This is a genomic window from Vibrio sp. 11986-1-5, assembly GCF_963878025.1.
GTDB classification, from domain to species: domain Bacteria; phylum Pseudomonadota; class Gammaproteobacteria; order Enterobacterales; family Vibrionaceae; genus Vibrio; species Vibrio injensis.
In genome coordinates this window covers 81,561-99,001 of the sequence record NZ_CAWNVW010000033.1, presented here as the reverse complement: position 1 = coordinate 99,001, position 17,441 = coordinate 81,561, and the positions used below count along the sequence as shown (strand labels likewise).

The 17,441-nt window shown below is 41.7% G+C and carries 13 protein-coding genes; 4 read left to right on the top strand and 9 right to left on the bottom strand.

The features are described from left to right. Nucleotides 1–8: 8 nt before the first annotated feature. The gene (gene astA / locus AACS00_RS08435) at nt 9–1,052 is read right to left on the bottom strand and encodes an arginine N-succinyltransferase (RefSeq protein ID WP_110167094.1); all 1,044 of its coding nucleotides are present in this window, start codon (nt 1,050–1,052) and stop codon (nt 9–11) included. Between the two features lie 935 nt (nt 1,053–1,987). On the opposite strand from astA, the gene AACS00_RS08430 reads away from it, so the two are divergent. Both AACS00_RS08430 and AACS00_RS08425 read left to right on the top strand, forming a co-directional pair. Beyond that, nucleotides 1,988–3,196 carry a NupC/NupG family nucleoside CNT transporter gene (locus AACS00_RS08430; protein WP_110167093.1) on the top strand — a complete coding sequence of 403 codons (1,209 nt, stop codon included), beginning with the start codon at nt 1,988–1,990 and terminating at the stop codon, nt 3,194–3,196. A gap of 431 nt (nt 3,197–3,627) precedes the next feature. After that, a complete protein-coding gene (locus tag AACS00_RS08425) occupies nt 3,628–6,162 on the top strand; it encodes a zinc-dependent metalloprotease (protein ID WP_110167092.1) in 2,535 nt (844 codons plus the stop codon). Between the two features lie 135 nt (nt 6,163–6,297). On the opposite strand, the gene AACS00_RS08420 is transcribed toward AACS00_RS08425, so the two are convergent. From AACS00_RS08420 to AACS00_RS08410, 3 genes are all read right to left on the bottom strand, one after another. After that, complete coding sequence (locus AACS00_RS08420; RefSeq protein ID WP_072670933.1) at nt 6,298–7,428, bottom strand: conjugal transfer protein TraF; 1,131 nt, start codon at nt 7,426–7,428, stop codon at nt 6,298–6,300. A 130-nt stretch (nt 7,429–7,558) separates the two neighbouring features. After that, nucleotides 7,559–8,947: a DEAD/DEAH box helicase gene (locus AACS00_RS08415; protein ID WP_110167091.1), complete on the bottom strand. Its 1,389-nt coding sequence runs from the start codon at nt 8,945–8,947 to the stop codon at nt 7,559–7,561. Between the two features lie 87 nt (nt 8,948–9,034). Beyond that, complete coding sequence (locus AACS00_RS08410) at nt 9,035–9,958, bottom strand: cation diffusion facilitator family transporter (RefSeq protein WP_110167090.1); 924 nt, start codon at nt 9,956–9,958, stop codon at nt 9,035–9,037. A 280-nt stretch (nt 9,959–10,238) separates the two neighbouring features. Between AACS00_RS08410 and AACS00_RS08405 the strand changes: the two genes are divergently transcribed. Together AACS00_RS08405 and AACS00_RS08400 are read left to right on the top strand one after the other, a co-directional pair. Then, nucleotides 10,239–10,961, top strand: coding sequence for an epoxyqueuosine reductase QueH (locus AACS00_RS08405; protein ID WP_258306846.1), 723 nt, complete (start codon nt 10,239–10,241; stop codon nt 10,959–10,961). Between the two features lie 259 nt (nt 10,962–11,220). After that, nucleotides 11,221–11,823: a Fic/DOC family protein gene (locus tag AACS00_RS08400; RefSeq protein WP_110167089.1), complete on the top strand. Its 603-nt coding sequence runs from the start codon at nt 11,221–11,223 to the stop codon at nt 11,821–11,823. Nucleotides 11,824–11,986: 163 nt separating this feature from the next. Here the strand turns inward: AACS00_RS08400 and AACS00_RS08395 are convergent, their stop codons facing one another. From AACS00_RS08395 to AACS00_RS08375, 5 genes are all read right to left on the bottom strand, one after another. Next, nucleotides 11,987–13,084 carry a YdcF family protein gene (locus AACS00_RS08395; protein WP_110167088.1) on the bottom strand — a complete coding sequence of 366 codons (1,098 nt, stop codon included), beginning with the start codon at nt 13,082–13,084 and terminating at the stop codon, nt 11,987–11,989. A 340-nt stretch (nt 13,085–13,424) separates the two neighbouring features. Beyond that, nucleotides 13,425–14,960 (bottom strand): methyl-accepting chemotaxis protein, encoded by a 1,536-nt coding sequence (locus AACS00_RS08390; protein WP_375152948.1) that lies wholly within the window; start codon nt 14,958–14,960, stop codon nt 13,425–13,427. Between the two features lie 1,049 nt (nt 14,961–16,009). Then, complete coding sequence (locus AACS00_RS08385) at nt 16,010–16,564, bottom strand: winged helix-turn-helix domain-containing protein (protein WP_083545027.1); 555 nt, start codon at nt 16,562–16,564, stop codon at nt 16,010–16,012. A 13-nt stretch (nt 16,565–16,577) separates the two neighbouring features. Then, the gene (locus AACS00_RS08380; RefSeq protein WP_072670926.1) at nt 16,578–16,790 is read right to left on the bottom strand and encodes a FliM/FliN family flagellar motor switch protein; all 213 of its coding nucleotides are present in this window, start codon (nt 16,788–16,790) and stop codon (nt 16,578–16,580) included. A 3-nt stretch (nt 16,791–16,793) separates the two neighbouring features. After that, nucleotides 16,794–17,438 carry a hypothetical protein gene (locus tag AACS00_RS08375; RefSeq protein ID WP_072670925.1) on the bottom strand — a complete coding sequence of 215 codons (645 nt, stop codon included), beginning with the start codon at nt 17,436–17,438 and terminating at the stop codon, nt 16,794–16,796. Between the last annotated feature and the right edge of the window lie 3 nt (nt 17,439–17,441).

The window sequence follows — 17,441 nt, the reverse complement described above, 5'->3', positions numbered from 1 at the left end:
AGGGAACATTAATAACTCGCGGCCACACGCGGCTGCGCAAATAATGAGGCAATTCTGACTTTATCACCTTGTTGGACCCGCAATTGATCCGCTTGCTCAGCGGTCAACCTTATCTGCTGATCAGCGTATTGCGCATTACTGATCATTGCTCGATAGTGATGATAACTTAGGTTACCAATCAGCCACGTGATCTCACCTTGGGGCGGTGAGTCAACGATCAACACCTCACATAACTCACTGTCGCGAACCATGCGTAAATCATCAATGTACGCTTCCAATGTCGGACCCGCATCGAAAATATCGATGTAGCCTTCATAGCGCATCCCTTCATCTTCAAGAATTTTACGCGCAGGTTCAGTATTCGGATGCACCTTAGCAATCACCTGCTGCGCAGACTCCGATAAAAAATCGACATACAGAGGATGTTTCGGCATTAATTCGGCGATAAACGCTTTTTGACCAATCCCTGTTAAATGATCCGCTTGACTAAACTCAATCGAAAAGAATCGTCGCCCAAGGCTTTCCCAAAACGGTGAATAACCACTATCGTCAGATACACCACGCATCTCAGCAATTAATTTATCGGTGAAATGTTCTCGGAAACTCGCCATAAACAGCAAACGACTTTTCGATAATAAATGGCCATGTTTACCTAATCGAAAATCAGGATCGAGAAAGAGTGTGCACAGCTCACTGCATCCCGTATGATCATTACTCAAAAATAAGGTCGGCATTTGGTTATAAACATCGAGCTCTTTGGACGCATGCACCAAAGTCCCAACCCGGAAATCGTACCACGGTTCATTTAAACCAATCGCCACTTCTAAACCACTGACACCAACTACTTGCTGGCTTTCTGTCTCTTCCAAGACAAACAGATAACCTTGATCATGCAGTGGCGCGTCTCCTTGCCAAGTCGCCAGCATTCTTTCAATTCGCTGCGCTAAACGCTGTTCATGATGAGGTAACGAAGTGAATCCCACTCCGGTTTTTTTAGCTAAAGCTAGCAATGCGGGTTTGTCATCCCTAGTCACTGGGCGAATAAGCATCATAACTTGAATCCTTGTTGTGATGGGCGATGTTCTTGGGCGTAAACGAAGAACATAACCATGCAAAATAGCCACACAAATAATTCTTACTGTCTACTCATCACTAAAAATGCATTATTTTTGACACGTTATGCTAACAAGTAAGGATTATTATCCAGAAGTGCTACTATTTATTTAAAATTTGGTGGTTATTACTAAACATTAATTAACTTTGTCTTGTTCACATAGTAAATTCAAACAAAGAAAAATATCAACACTTTTAACAAAAAACCAACCAAAGCAAGTCAATAACATAACAAAAACCAACGTAATAAACTGAAAAATAAGTGAATTACTTTAATAGATGGTAATGCAGATTTAAGCCTTTTTTATTTTCCCGCTCTCAAAAATCTACATTGATTGGCTTAATATCCACGACTCAGTAAATAGAAACCCATAATCGAAAAGAGAAAAAATAATCACCATTGATGCATAGTCATGCCGTATATTATTACTCTTATTTTCGATAATTAGGCTTTATGAAACTTTATTTTATAAATAAACCATTTATTTCAAGACATCATAAATGATGATCCAATAAAAAATATGGCAGGGAATGTTCAAAGCAACCGATTACTTAGCTTAATCGGTGAAAGAATCGAAACTGCGCATTCATTAATTGAATAAATGTGATGAAAATCTCTTTTTGTATCGCTATACTCCGCGCTCGGTGTGCATCCGAACTCACCAATACAAGCCGTCATATGGAATAGTGAACGACCCTAGGATAGGACCAGCTCGTTAACTTTGCTTGTAAAGGTGCTTTATGAACAGACAACGGCGACCGCTTAGGTCATTACTTCCCTCCTACACTGCTAGCCAGTGCCGTAGCCTGTTCCCGCCTTTTATAAACATGACACCCACTCTCTTTCCATTCATTCACGACATCGAAAAAAATTATGACAATTATTTTTAGTTTATTGGGCATGCTGGTCTTGCTCGCTTTGGCGTATCTGCTCTCAGAGAAACGTACGATTATTAATTGGAGAACGGTTTCACGGGCGCTATTACTGCAAGTCAGCTTTGCTGCACTGGTCTTATACTTTCCTTGGGGACAAGCCGCACTGGGTGCGCTCAGTCAAGGTGTTTCAAGTCTGTTAGGCTTTGCTGATGTAGGCATCGCCTTCTTATTTGGTGATTTAGCCAATACTGGGTTTATCTTTGCAATTCGTGTTTTGCCGATCATTATCTTTTTTAGCGCGCTGATCTCTGCGCTGTACTATTTAGGCATTATGCAAAAAGTCATCGCTTGGTTAGGCGGCGGGATCCAGCGCTTTTTAGGCACCAGCAAAGCCGAGTCTTTAGTCGCTACGGGCAACATTTTCTTGTCACAAGGTGAATCCCCGCTATTAGTGCGTCCCTTCTTACCTAAATTAACTCGCTCAGAGCTATTTGCAGTAATGACTGGCGGAATGGCTTCTGTAGCAGGTAGTGTGCTCGGAGGCTATGCAGGACTCGGTATTGAGCTAAAATATCTGATTGCCGCTAGCTTTATGGCGGCGCCCGGTAGCTTGCTCATGGCGAAAATCATCGTCCCTGAAGCAGGAAAACCGTGCGATCAGACCGATGTACACATTGATGGTAGCGAACAAAGTAATGTGATTGATGCTCTGGCAAGCGGCGCAATGAATGGCATGAAGGTGGCTGTCGCGGTCGGAACCATGCTCATCGCGTTTGTCAGCGTAATCGCTATGGTCAATACTGGGTTAGAGAGCTTTGCTGAACTGTTTGGTTTACAAGGTATCACTTTACAGCTCTTACTCGGCTATCTGTTTGCACCACTGGCTTGGATACTCGGTATCCCTGCTCATGAAATGATTCAAGCGGGGTCTTATATCGGCCAAAAAGTGATCATGAATGAGTTTGTGGCCTTTATTGATTTTATCCAACATAAAGAAGCACTGTCTGAGTACAGCCAAGTGGTTATTACCTTTGCTTTGTGTGGCTTTGCCAATATTGGTTCGATAGCGATTCAGCTCGGTTCGATTGGCGTTATGGCACCAGAGCGTCGAGCAGAGGTCGCCAATTTAGGCCTGAAAGCCGTGATTGCTGGCACTCTTGCTAACCTAATGAGTGCTTGTTTGGCTGGTTTGTTTATTTCACTGTAAATCTCTTGATGAAGAAGGGCTCAGCCCTTCTTCATTATCTTATCTCTCTGATTCGTCCTCCTTTGAGAGCAAGAGAGATCTTATCTAATCTTCGCCCTTCTATGCTCAATGATTGACTGGATTACCCACTGGGTTTTGCTAGTTATTGCATCGAGAGCCTCATGATTTACTCTTTTCTACTCTCCATAAATAAACTTTATTGTTGCATAATGGTCTGATAGCCGAGCTCAATACTCGCGACTATTCAATGAGCTAGGTTTGAAGTGTGTGGTTGCCTGTGCGTCTATCGACTTGGCATTGCAGATAGTTAGCCAGTTTAATTATTCCCTAGACACAGATAACTCGGTGACTAGGGTAAAGGCTCACAGTAAACACCGCTACCGTCTCCAATAGGAAGGGTATATCCTCCAATAATAAAGGACCGTTACCGCATGATAATGCATTCTCGTCAACGTTTAGTTACCGCGCTACTTGCTGGAGCGTTATTAAGTTCCTCGCCACTATGGGCTGAAGAGCCTACTGTCGATGACTCCATGAGTTACAGCAGTATCGTTGAAACCATGAGTCATAAAGAAGGTTTCATTAATTTTTATCGCGACCAAACTACCGGTGAGACGCTATTTGCCATCAATGAATCACAGCTCAATCAGCCAATGATTTATCTTGCCCAAAGTCTGGATGGTATTGTTGAAGCAGGGCATTTTCGGGGCAACTTTCGTGAAACTCGCGTCATCGAATTTCGTCGCTATTTCGATAGAATTGATATCGTTGCGTTGAATCCTCGTTTTCAATTTGATCCCAACAATCCTCTATCCCGAGCAGCTAACGCGAATATTAGCCAAGCAACCCTCGCAACCCTACCAATCATTGCCGAGGAAGAAGGGCAAATCCTACTAAGCGCGGATAGATTATTCATCGGCGATGCACTGCATAAACTGACGCCTACTCTCGACCGACGTTCATCAGGAGCAGGGTTTATGATGGGAGAGCTGCTTGAACATCGCTCGCGTTTTAGCGCAGAGCGCGTCTATCCGCGTAATGTCGACGTGGTGATCGACTATGTATTCTTAAACAATGAGCCACAAGAGAGCTCTGCTGCTCAAGCCGATGCACGGATCACGCAAATCCGTCTTCAACATTCATTGATTGCACTGCCTGAGAATAACTATCAACCACGCGTCGATGACGCGCGAATTGGCTACTTTACTCAATCGTTTGATCGGATGACCGATAGCAGTTGGGCTCCTTATGGTGATGTGATTAATCGCTGGCACTTAGAGAAAAAACACCCAGAGCAAGCGCTCTCAGAACCCGTAGAACCTATTGTGTGGTGGATTGAAAACACCACTCCTCATGAATGGCGAGAAGCGATTCGTCAAGGAGTAGAAGGATGGAATATCGCCTTTGAAGCTGCGGGATTTAAAAATGCATTGGTCGTCAAAGAGCAGCCGGATGATGCCGAGTGGGAAGCGGGAGATATTAATTATAACGTACTACGCTGGACCTCTTCTCCTCAACCTCTGTTTGGCGGTTACGGCCCTTCGCTGGCGAACCCTTTAACCGGTGAAATTATTGCCGCAAACATCATGTTAGAGCATATTTTTCTGTCTAATGTTTGGTTAACCGAGCAAGTGTTCGCGCCTGTCAATCAAACTCAGCAAACGCACACTCATACCATTAACGGACAACAAGTGCATTGCTCTGCCGCCCATTCTCTACAGCAAGGTTTGATGATGGCAAGAGCAACTTATGGTTTACCGACTGGCGAAGCCTTTGCCGACAATGAGCGTTTACAACAAGGTTTACGCCATTTAGTGATGCACGAAATCGGGCATACCTTGGGGCTGAGCCATAATATGAAGTCACACTCTTTATGGGATAATGAGCAAATTCATGATAAGTCACTCACTAAAGGGGTTTTGTCGGGATCGGTAATGGATTACGCGCCGATTAACTTAGCCCCCGTCGGTAAACCTCAAGGTGATTATTACAGTTATTTACCTGGGCCTTACGATATCTGGGCGATTGAATATGGTTACTCTCCCGCCCTTGCAGATCCTGAACAAGAGTCGCAACGCCTAGAAAGTATTTTACAGCGTTCCCATCAACCTGAATTGGCATTTGCTAACGATGCGGATGATATGCTCTTTCCTGGCGTCCACATTGACCCTCGAGCAATGATTGGCGCACACAGCTCAGATCCTATTACCTATGCGACGCAACGTTTTGAGCTGATTAAGCACACCTATCCTCAATTATTGCAAACGGCTCGCGTACCTGGTCAATCTCATCAGCAGTTATTGATCAGCGCGAATGTGCTCTTTAATCACTATCTCAATCAGGCCAATGTTGTTTCGCGCTATATCGGTGGTATTTATGTTGAGCGAGCGGTGGTTGGACAGGATCCACAAGTCAAACCATTTACTCCCGTCGCCCTTGCTGATCAACAGCGCGCAATGCGTACTTTAGCCAACTATGTCTTTGCCCCTGATGTCTTACAAGAGATGATGCCGCTACTCAATTATATGCAGCCTCAACGACGCGGATTTGATCGATACGGTATCAATGAGGATCCGAAACCTCACCAACGCCTCTTTGCTATGCAGCAAATGGTCCTCGATCATCTATTGCATCCTAACGTCACGATGCGTCTCAGCGATAGTCGATTGTATGGTAACCAATACAGCGTCAATCAGATGCTCAGTGAATTAACTAACGCTATTTTTGTCGATGCCAGACAAGTCAACAGCATCAGTCAAATGCTGCAGGTTAGCTATGTACAACGTCTGATTGTGATCGCAAATCTTGATAAAGAGAATGAAAGTGAGCACGATTTTGTGACTCGCTCTGAGGCTTTAGCGCAACTCCACGCGATTCGTAAAATGCGCCTTTCAAGACACGTGAGCGATGAAGTGAAAAATCATTATCAGTTTATTAATCAGATGATAAATAACGCATTGAAATAAAATAAAAAACCGCTTCAACGTCGAGTAGACCTGAAGCGGTTATACATGTCAAAGCGGTGGACATATTGCCCGCCGCTTTATCTCTATTTTAGCAAAGAGCATCACTCTAAAGACAATGACGCGATAAATATCAGCTTAAAAAGTCAGCGAAAGGTTAGCGGCAACCCCCATCTGATGTTTACCGGCGTAGTTCCCTGCTAAATCAAAGCGCACCACATCAAACGGACTAAAACCAATACCTGCGGTAATAGCATTATCAAGATTACTTTCTAAATCAATCTCATAACCAGCACGTAATTGCGCCCAGCGCCATGCATTACCTTCAATACCAAAGCGTAAGAACTGGGTATCATCCCCTTTGCCGTCAAAACGAGATTGTTTGGTGAGATCTAAATCCACAGCAGCGGTGAAAGCATCGGTGACATAACCACCCGATACGGTAACTTGAGTATCCAATTTGTATTGATTGATGCCATTAAATGTCGTGATTTTTTGACTAAACAGATCTTTTACCGCCACACCTGCGCGATAGTTATCTTTTAGCCACACGACACCTAAATCGAGGTTAAAAGCGCTGTCACTGGTTTCACTCTGATCATAATCATCTAAATCAAATTCTTTAACACTTAAGCTCTGTTGATAAGTTTTGAGTTGTTGGATTTTCGGCGCTACACCGATAGCCCATTGGTGGCCGCGATACTGCACCATTTTAGCCACTGCAAGCCCGTATTCGGAATAACCAAAGGCCATGAGATCAACACTGGAGTCTTGATAGCGAGTGACCGGATCAACATCATCACTGATCTGTGCTTTCGCGAGGATCTCAACGTAGCCGCGCGCAAAAAAGTTTAATGAAACTCGGTTCATCGGAATGGCGACGGCAACACCTAAACCACCAGACACCGCAAAAGGTTTATTGTTATTTAAGTCATCTAAATAACGATTCAATCGATCTTGCGTTGCTTGCGAAGTATCACCAGCTTCAAACGCTTTGATCACATCTTGTAAATCATCAATCGTCGATAAATTATCATCGCTATCGCGCAGGTTAATACCGACGGCGGGTAATAAGACGCCAAAGTCATCTCGGCTACGATAAACCGCGGTTAACGCTGGGTTATAAAACGGCGCTAATAGATAATCAGAGGTGGTCACCCCTGTATTACCCATTGCATTCCCTCGCGCATCAGCGACCGCATTCGCCGCTAACGCAGAACCAGAAAAAAACGCCCCAAGCACCACTGCCAGTTGTGTGTATTTTTGCATATCCTTATCACCTGTACGTGAAAACACTCATCAATAAGGTTAATACACGAAAAGCTAACTCGCTAAATTACTGTCCATTTTTTTAACCGCGCACGCTTATTGATAAAATGAGTGCGCGACTATTATTCGCTTAGTTTGATTTCGCTGAGCGAGGTGCAGGTTTAGCCGTCGACGTTTTGGTTGTCGATGAAGGGCGACGCGTACGATGAGACGGACTCTTTTTTGCTGAATTAGGATTAGATTTATTCGCAGGTCGAGCCTCATTGGATCTTTGTCCGCGGTGACCTGCATTTTTCTGTCCCGCAACCGCCTCGGCTGGCTGTTTTACCTTTTTAGGCTTTTTAGGTTTTAAAGGTCGTGTATCCAACTTTGATTCAGGCACCGCATTGCTAGGCTCAAAGCCTGCCAAGCTGACTCGTGGTAACACTGTTTGAATTAAACGCTCGATGGCAAATAATTCTGGCGCTTCCAATTGACACACAAACGAGACCGCTTTGCCTACTTCTCCAGCGCGACCAGTACGTCCAATACGATGGACATAATCTTCAGCCACTTTAGGCAATTCAAAGTTGACTACTTGTGGCAGTTGAGGAATATCGATACCACGTGCAGCAATGTCGGTGGCGACCAAAATGCGGATATCACCCGCTTTAAAATCGGCTAACGCACGGGTACGTGCGCCTTGACTTTTATTACCATGAATCGCCGCCGCAGTTAAACCTTGTTCATTTAAATACGTCACTAAGCGGTTAGCACCATGTTTGGTACGCATAAACACCAACACTTGTTGCCAATTACCCTCTTTGACCAATTTAACTAACATGGCTGGTTTCTTTTTCACATCAGCCGGATAAATGCACTGTTCAACGGTTCTTGCCGTTGAGTTGGCAGGGCTGACTGAAATTTCAACCGGGTTATTGACTAAGCCTTTGGCAAGCTCTCGGATCTCAGCCGAAAACGTTGCCGAGAATAATAAGTTCTGACGCTTTTCTGGCAATAGTTTCAGTATCTTACGAATATCACGGATAAAGCCCATATCTAACATTCGATCCGCTTCATCCAAAACCAAAATTTCCAGTTGATCAAACTTAACCGCATTTTGGTTATACAGATCCATCAATCGGCCAGGGGTAGCCACTAAAATATCTGCACCTTTACACATCCGCTGCATTTGTGGGTTAACTTTCACTCCACCAAATACGACGGCACTGCTTAACGGTAAATGGCGACCGTAGACTAGAATACTTTCTTGAATTTGCGCAGCCAGCTCACGGGTAGGAGTAAGAATTAAAGCGCGCACCTGATTAGCTCTCGCTTTTGGACCCTTTGATAAAAGCTCCAAAATGGGCAGAGTAAAACCGGCTGTTTTTCCTGTGCCAGTCTGAGCTGCTGCCATGACATCCTTGCCCTCTAATACCGCAGGAATGGCCTGCACTTGGATAGGCGAAGGCGTGTTATACCCTTTTTCTTCAATAGCTTTAAGGATTGGTGCAGACAGACCGAGCGAGGTAAAACCCATATATGATTCTCAATAGTAATAAATAAACAACGCGGCAGACCGCGCAAAGTCCGCCATTTTGAGGCCTTTACTATTGGGTAGCAACCGTTAATTACAAATACCAACCGATTGACGGCTCACAACGCTTTGCCTTGAATGGCTATAATCAGGCTCAACATGAATTAACACCTCCGCATTCGGCAGTACAGCCATGATCGCCGCTTCAATCCGATCGCATTGTTGATGGGCAACATCAACACACATCGATTTAGGTACAGTAAGATGAAAATCTATATGGCGACGACGCCCCGAGTAACGAGTACGTAACTGATGGAAACTCATCTCTGATCCACAAGCCGTTTCAATGGTTTGGCGAGTCAGCGCCAACTCTTCATCAGAAATACGATGATCTAACAAAGGATGAAACGCTTCGCACAACAGGCTCACTCCCTCACGAGAAATAAATACCGCAACAAAGATGGCCACAATCGCATCGATAAAATACCAGTCATAACCTAAGTACCCAGCGACCAACATCACTGATAGTCCCACCGCCACACCGAGTGAGGTTAATACATCGGCCTTTAAATGCAGAGCATCCGCTTGTAGCGCGATTGATTCTTCTTCTTTCGCTACGCGATAAAGATGTTTTGAAACCAAGATATTCACCAGAGCTGAAATCAGCATCACGATCACCCCTAACCCGATAGCACTCACTGGTTGAGGGTCGAATAGCTTAGCAATCGCTTCATAAACGATCCAAGCTGCTGCACCCAAAATTAATAACGCTTCTAACACACCAGAAACGTTCTCAATTTTACTGTGTCCGTAAGGATGGTTATCGTCTGGGGGTAAATCTGAGGTACTAACGGCAAATAACGCAATTAACGCCGCAATAAGATCCATGGCAGAGTGTATTGCCTCTGAAATGATACTCACCGAGCCACTCAAAATGCCCACCGTCATTTTCATCACAATTAGCGTGCTATTAGAACCCACCGAAATAAGTGCTGCGCTGGTTTTACGATTCATTCCCGAACTCCACAAAAACACCCAACTCACCGCCGCGAATCATAGCACAAGTTTTTTACACAATACGTCTATAATTTTCATAAAAAATACAATCATAAGCATGCTAAATCATTAAGATAAAAATTAATAAAAACAACACTATAAAATTGAATAAAAACAATTATCACTACTTAGATTAGTATTTGATTAAAACTCGGATATAAACATAAAATATCGTTATGTTTAAACCACAAAAACCAAAAAAGAGCCCACTTTCATCCAATTTTTATACTGAGCATTAATGACTAGAAAACTGACTGCATATTGGTACAATACGTTAACATTATTTATTCACCATCATGTCTTTACTCTTATGCCCACTTTACAAACTATCGTTCTCGAAACCGCCAATGTATCCAATAAAGTCCTGCTTCATTCTTGCTGCGCCCCTTGCGCTGGTGATGTGATGGAGCGAATAGTTAACGCGGGGATTGAACTCACCGTCTTTTTCTATAACCCAAACATTCATCCAGAAAAAGAGTATTTGATCCGTAAAGAAGAGAACATTCGTTTTGCCGAGAAGCTGGGTATTCCGTTTATAGATGCAGATTATGACGCGCCAAACTGGTTTGAACGGGTTAAAGGCATGGAATGGGAGCCAGAGCGCGGTATTCGCTGCACTGAGTGCTTTGACATGCGTTTTGAACGCACTGCGTTGTACGCCCATGAAAATGGGTTTGACACTTTCACCAGTTGCTTAGGGATCTCGCGTTGGAAAAATATGCAGCAAATTAATGACTGTGGTCAACGCGCTGCAGCACGTTACCCAAACCTGACTTACTGGACTTTTAACTGGCGCAAACAAGGCGGTGCAAGTCGCATGGTTGAACTCGCCAAGCGAGAACGTTTTTACCAACAAGAGTATTGCGGCTGTATTTACTCACTGCGTGATACCAACCGCTGGCGAGTGGCCAATGATAGGCCACGGATTCAAATTGGTGTGCAGTATTATACTGATGAGTAAGTCACTTATTCCTAGATCACCGAACCAAAAAATCTTACGTTTAACATTTGATCCTGATTAACCACACCATTACACTGACAACGTGACATCATAAGGTTGAGTGAATATATGCAAAATAGTTATGCCAAAATTGATATTCCAGAGCGCTCCATTGAAAGAAAATTTGTGCCTAAGCTGAGTAATTTTAAGGTCAGTACTGCCTACGAAGGCCTAAACGCGAGTGGTAAACCGTCAACCCTAGAAGCCCTAAAGCGCCGATATGCGAGATAAATACGGCGTCAGTCGGGATCATTATTGCTACCCCGATTCAGATACACTCAAAAATCAACTGAATATTCAAGACGGCGATGAACTGCATGAAGCAGAAACTGCCTTTGCTGAATACCGATACATCAACTATGTCAGCCAACTTTCTACTTTAGAGCAATTCGACATTGAACACTTTCGAGCCCTGCATTGGGTGCTTTTTCAAGACGTCTACTCATGGGCAGGGAAATACCGCGATGTTGATATTAGCAAGGGCACAACCCGATTTTGTAATTGCCTCTATATCGAAAAAGAGCTAAATCGCCAATTGGCAAGAATCCCTCAGCTACGTAACTGTGTCGATAGAGCTGCGTTTGTACATCTTATTGCTGATATTTTCTGTGAAATTAATATCGTTCATCCCTTTCGCGAAGGTAATGGCAGAGCAACACGCTTTTTCTTTGAAGAGTTAGTTTTTGTTGCAGGATATGAACTGGATTGGCCTGAAGTATCCAAAGACCACTGGCTTGAAGCCAATATTCAAGGTTATCACGGCAATTTATCGCTTCTCGAAGAACTATTTGATAGAGCGATCAGCCAAACCAAGCTCTTGTAAATTGCTTTATCGATATCGACAACTTTCCTCATTAATGCGACATAAACTGATACTCGTTAGTCAAATACGCCAGCAAAGCATACTCAGTGTCAACCGATTAGATTAAGCCTAATTTGTTGTTACCACTAACACCGCAGGCAACAACAAATTACGTGACGTGTCCTTAGCGAGCTTCTAGTGGATAAGAACGGTAGCTCCACATACCATAAGTTCTCAAGGCATCACGATAAATACCCAATAACTCAGATTGACTAACTTGTTTTAAATCGGCAAGTGGTTTATCAGGATAACTGACCGTATCAAAAGTAATACCATGAGGGCCGGTTTGCCAACTGGCAATTTCAAATAAGGCCTGCCCACGACGGACATGACTAGCAGAACTGATGATTGTGGCATGATCTATTTTATGTCTTGCTAAGGCGTAGCTACTGAATAATGCATTATCAACCGTACTTGTTGCGTAGTTCTCTTCAATAATGCGATTCGGGTTGATGCCTTTCTCTCTCAACCAATCTGCCATCAGTTTGCCTTCAGTTTTATGATTTTGAGGAACACCGCCTGTTAATATGATCACGGCATTAGGATCCGCCTTCGCCATCGTCAACGTTGTTTCTAAACGAGCAATCAGAATATCATGCATTGAACCATCGGGGTTGAGTGCATACCCCAGAGTGACAATCGCATTTTTTCCAGCCTTAGGCTGATGTGCAATTTCTTTTAATGGCGTTGTTAATATTCGATCCACCACAGCAAAAATCTTCTGTAAATCGGATAAACGGCCGGGGTTCAGCTTAGCCAATGCATTCATATGTTGCTTTGATTTCGTCTCATCCCCTTTGACTCTTAACCACACCGCAAGATAAGAATGAAGATCGATATCGTCAGGAGCAACAGCTAACGCTTGCTGGTAAAGATCGAGTGCCCTATCAATGTCGTTATTGTATATTTGAGCATTCGCTGCGGAAATTAATAAATCGGTACGGTAAGGCTCAAGCTGATAGGCCTCTAATAATCGGTCAGTGACGATTTGCATGTTCGTCGGCATTTTGGCCGTAAAACCAGCATGAGAAATACGTGAGGGGGATTTAAAGGCAGTAACGGCATCCGCTAACAATTGGTCCACAACCTGACGCTTAGTAACCAGTTGTGCGTAGTCAACGCGAGAATGAACTGCCGCCGTTTGAGTTTGCGCCAATGAGTAAACGGGCATCACCAACGTCATAGCACTACCTAACATCATAGCAACAATAGTTTTTTTCATGGCTTAACTCTCTATTAAGTAAAAATGAACAAGTAATTTTTCATTGTAAATTTACCCAAAATAATGATTGTGAAATCACTCGCAAATTACTATTTTCAAGCACTTAATATAGCTAAACTCTGGCTCAACCTCTCAAAAACCGATTATATCCGCACTGTATCCACACTGAAATTTCACCTAGAAAATTAAGGTTTTTATCGATCTACACTTTTCAGTAGTACACTGCCTGTCTTTCCTGAAAATTTATCATTTATCCACACACAAAATAAATGTAAACCACCTTATTAAAAAAGCCGTATTCTCTTTCGAGTAATACGGCTTTGCACACAAGACTAGAAATTTACAATTTAAAGAAGGCAAGTTGTGCTTTTTGCTTCTCAGCAAGTTGCGAAAGCTCAGCACTCGCACTGGCACTCTGGCTAATACCAGTGACATTCTGATGCACAAGCTCAGAAATGTTAACCACGTTACGATTAATATCTTGTGTCACTTGTGATTGCTGCTCTGCTGCAGTGGCGACCTGAGTATTAGAATCATTAATATCCGAAACCGATTCTGAAATGCCAACCAATGCATCACTTACACGCTGGGTCAACTCACTATTATGAGCCAACATTTCAATCGTAGTTTGCATACTATCATTGGCTAAAACGGATTGATTTTGCAAATCCTCAATAATCACGCCGATTTCCTTAGTCGAACTTTCTGTACGTCCCGCGAGCATTCTTACTTCATCGGCGACCACAGCAAAACCCCGTCCCGTTTCACCAGCACGAGCCGCTTCAATCGCCGCATTCAACGCTAATAAATTGGTTTGCTCAGAGACGTTACGAATGACTTCAACGACATCATTGATTTTCTCTGATTGCTCCTTCAAACGTTGTACTAAGCTTGCCGCATGGTTCAATGCCTCCGACATTTGAACACTCGCTTGAACACTCTCTTGAGAAATCGCCAAACCGGATTTAGCTAATTCATCAGCCATACGAGCCGTCGAATCGGCAACGGAGGCATTATCACTGACATTATCAGCCGTACTCGACAACTCATTCACTGCAGAGGCCACTTGTTCAACTTCAGACAATTCTTGCTGTGCATTTGATTCCGCTTGAGTCATGACCGCTGCTAATTCCGTTGACGCCGATGCCACTTCTTCACTGATTCGATTCAGATGATCGACCATACTATGTAGTTGAGAAGCGGTGGTATTGACATCCTGACTGAGAATTGAAATTTCGTTTTTACCCTCAACTGTTGCCCGGACCGTCAAATTCCCCTGTGCCAACTCACGCATCACTCCTTGAATATGCTGAATAGGTGCAACAATCATTTTTGAAAGCACCCAAGCAATCATCAATGATATCCCAAGCACAGACAAGACAATCGCCATAGCAACATTCATTTCATAACGTTCGTACGCCTCAATATCAGCATAGGCTTTCGCTTCACGCTCCTTTGCTCTATTACTGACATTGACAACTGTCGCGAGTAAATCTATTGCCTGATCTCGAAACGAAGCATTCTTCGCAACAAATTCACTCTCAGAAGCTGTCCCTTCTTCATACTGTTCTAAAAATGTGAGCATCTGTTTTGAACGATTTAAAAACTCATCAACAAGATTAAGAATATGAGGTACATCGCTTTGATAATACTCATCTTGCTGTAATATTTTTAAATGAGTACTGATGTTTTTTTGTCTTTGTAATAATTTAGCCATGAGGTCCTTTCGAATGGCTGGAGAGATTATAGAATCAGCCACATGAAGACGCATATCATTAATATCATCGACGACATTAACGGATAGCGCATCCGTTTGATCTTGATATAAGACTCTCATCACTGAAGCGTTTTCTCGTACACTTTCCTTCCAGATCATTTTTAATGATCCATAAGCTGACCGTTAAAGCGAATGTAGCAACTAAAACGGGAAGCATAACTTGCACCCGAATAGAAAAATTTTTTAATGAAAATTGCATAGATGTTTATCCAAATGGATGATGGTAGTTTTCAAAGAAACTAAAAATGGAGTTTAAAAGGTAAGCAAATGTAAACCTTGCTGTACAAATCCTCCAAGTGAAAAATTATAAAATAATATCTAAACCAAAAAATATTTATAGAACAAAAAGTTATAATTAAAATTTAGTTATCTTTACAATAAAACCAATCATAGTCACCAACTATTGGCTATAAATAGATTTATGAAAAAACATGAATTGCACTTATTAGTTAGAATCTCAATTCTATGTTTTTATGTAGAAAAATGGCTTTGTATAATGAATTCAATCAACCTATGAATGGATGGCAATTCAATACTATAATTAAATGCAACATGCATCACACCTAAGGAGTTAGATCATGATAACTCACTTGAAAAATACCGTAACAAGCACTCATGATTGGTTATCCTAAAATCGTTCTTTTACCAAGAACTCATTTACTACATAACTTCCGTACAACCATGCCCTCTGTTGTTGTGCTAGCGTAAAACTCGGGGGCTTTTACGGTAATACCCCATAAGCATGGCACTGCGTATAAATTTCATTAAGCGGTGCTGGCTAGTTTTTCTTAACCTCAACCAGCATATTATCTACCTTATCAACGATTTTTTAAGCATTTCTACCTGATCAGCCATCAGCAAAAAATCGCGATATTGAATGCATCAAGCGAACTTCTAATCGCTTCCCTTACCTCTTTCTTTAAGATGTGATGAGTAAGATCCCCCCATGGTCAACCACAAACGTGGGGTTGACCTAATTGATATGTGAGAGGGAATTATACATTTTATCTAAATATTTGATCATGACCGTTTTGTTTAATCAGTAGTTAAAAAAAAGATCTGATTAATATAATATCTAAAAAATTCAATCGGATATAAAAAATCCAACATTTGAATTGACTAAAGTTAGATCCCGCCTTTATAGATATCTAAAATACAGTCCCCCAATAGAAAAACAAAAATATAGAAGCAAAAATTAATATAACAACAGAGACTGAATAGAAGAAAAAAAATTTATTTTCAGGGAAGTTTTTTTCCTCATATTTAGAAAAAAACAAATCTCTTTCATCTTTAGGGATATAAAGAAAATCATTATTATTAGTTGCTTTTCCATTTATGACATTTTTTATATCAAATGTAGAGAGTTCATCTAGCCAAAAACTATCTGAGACATCATCTTCTTGTATTAACACGTACCCTTCTTTTGGTATAGTTTTAATTTGACAAGTCAACTCTTCAAATAAAGACAATGATTTTCGTAAATTTGAAATCGCTTTTGTCAATGATGTTTCACTGACTAAAACTTTACCCCATACATGCTGATGGATATCTTCTTTTTGAACAACTTTATTTCTCTGCTCACACAGTAGTTTCAAGATGGCAGCGTCTCTACTACCTAGCCCGACTGATTTTAAATCTGAAGAAATTTCGCCCTTTAAAGTATCGAAAACAACTTGGTTTCCTAGAAAAAACTTTCTTTCCATAGGCTTGTCCTCATCAATCATTTTTATTAACCTGATCAATAGAGACACAATATTGATCATCAACTTTTATTAAAGTACCTACAGCAATTAATTCATTGCCACTCTTCAACATCACTTGCGATTGTACAAAGTCAGAAAGAGATTTTATTTTCCCTTTTTGTAACTGTTGAAGTTCATTTAAAGTCATAGTGCAATGACCAATCACAACATCAATAGCAATTTTCATGCTTTACCCCTTCGCTATAGCAACGATCGAGCGACGTACATCACGAATTTCTTCTTGCGTAGAAGAGAGCTCAGTCATGATATTTTTAAACAGCTGCTGGTGACTGTCTAAATCTACTTGAATCGTGTCACAATAAGCGGTCATCGTAGCGTTCATCGCCTGAAGCTCATTATAATTAACATTATGTTTCTTAGAATTTTCTAGGTCTTTTCCAGTAATAGCTGCTATTCCCTGCTTATCACTTAAAGATGATGATATAATTTTATTTATTTCATCTAGATATTTACCTGAAACACTATCTCCCAACGGCGTCTTTTTATCATTATCTGTAGGGTTAGTATGAGGCAAGTTATCTTGCATAATTAACCCCCATAAACGATTTATTTCAGCAATCGCTTTTGCTTTATTCTCAATATCTTTTGCCATACGATCAGCTTTAATAGTTTGATTACTTGTGTATTGTGATAAAATTTGATCAATTAATAATAGAGCATCTTTAGTATTCGATGAAAAAAGTGTTTTAAATAAATTTTCTTTCGTATCCTCACTAAAAAATTGAGGAGTATCATTTTTCAATAATGATAATTTTTCCTTATCTACTAATTCAGAGTTAGTAGAAGTGGATATATAAGGGTTGATCATTGTCATACT

Coding starts and splice junctions, on each gene's coding strand:
- astA (WP_110167094.1), bottom strand. CDS start 1,052: ATGATGCTTATTCGCCCAGTGACTAGGGATGACAAACCCGCATTGCTA.
- AACS00_RS08430 (WP_110167093.1), top strand. CDS start 1,988: ATGACAATTATTTTTAGTTTATTGGGCATGCTGGTCTTGCTCGCTTTG.
- AACS00_RS08425 (WP_110167092.1), top strand. CDS start 3,628: ATGATAATGCATTCTCGTCAACGTTTAGTTACCGCGCTACTTGCTGGA.
- AACS00_RS08420 (WP_072670933.1), bottom strand. CDS start 7,428: ATGCAAAAATACACACAACTGGCAGTGGTGCTTGGGGCGTTTTTTTCT.
- AACS00_RS08415 (WP_110167091.1), bottom strand. CDS start 8,947: ATGGGTTTTACCTCGCTCGGTCTGTCTGCACCAATCCTTAAAGCTATT.
- AACS00_RS08410 (WP_110167090.1), bottom strand. CDS start 9,958: ATGAATCGTAAAACCAGCGCAGCACTTATTTCGGTGGGTTCTAATAGC.
- AACS00_RS08405 (WP_258306846.1), top strand. CDS start 10,239: ATGACTAGAAAACTGACTGCATATTGGTACAATACGTTAACATTATTT.
- AACS00_RS08400 (WP_110167089.1), top strand. CDS start 11,221: ATGCGAGATAAATACGGCGTCAGTCGGGATCATTATTGCTACCCCGAT.
- AACS00_RS08395 (WP_110167088.1), bottom strand. CDS start 13,084: ATGAAAAAAACTATTGTTGCTATGATGTTAGGTAGTGCTATGACGTTG.
- AACS00_RS08390 (WP_375152948.1), bottom strand. CDS start 14,960: ATGATCTGGAAGGAAAGTGTACGAGAAAACGCTTCAGTGATGAGAGTC.
- AACS00_RS08385 (WP_083545027.1), bottom strand. CDS start 16,564: ATGGAAAGAAAGTTTTTTCTAGGAAACCAAGTTGTTTTCGATACTTTA.
- AACS00_RS08380 (WP_072670926.1), bottom strand. CDS start 16,790: ATGAAAATTGCTATTGATGTTGTGATTGGTCATTGCACTATGACTTTA.
- AACS00_RS08375 (WP_072670925.1), bottom strand. CDS start 17,438: ATGACAATGATCAACCCTTATATATCCACTTCTACTAACTCTGAATTA.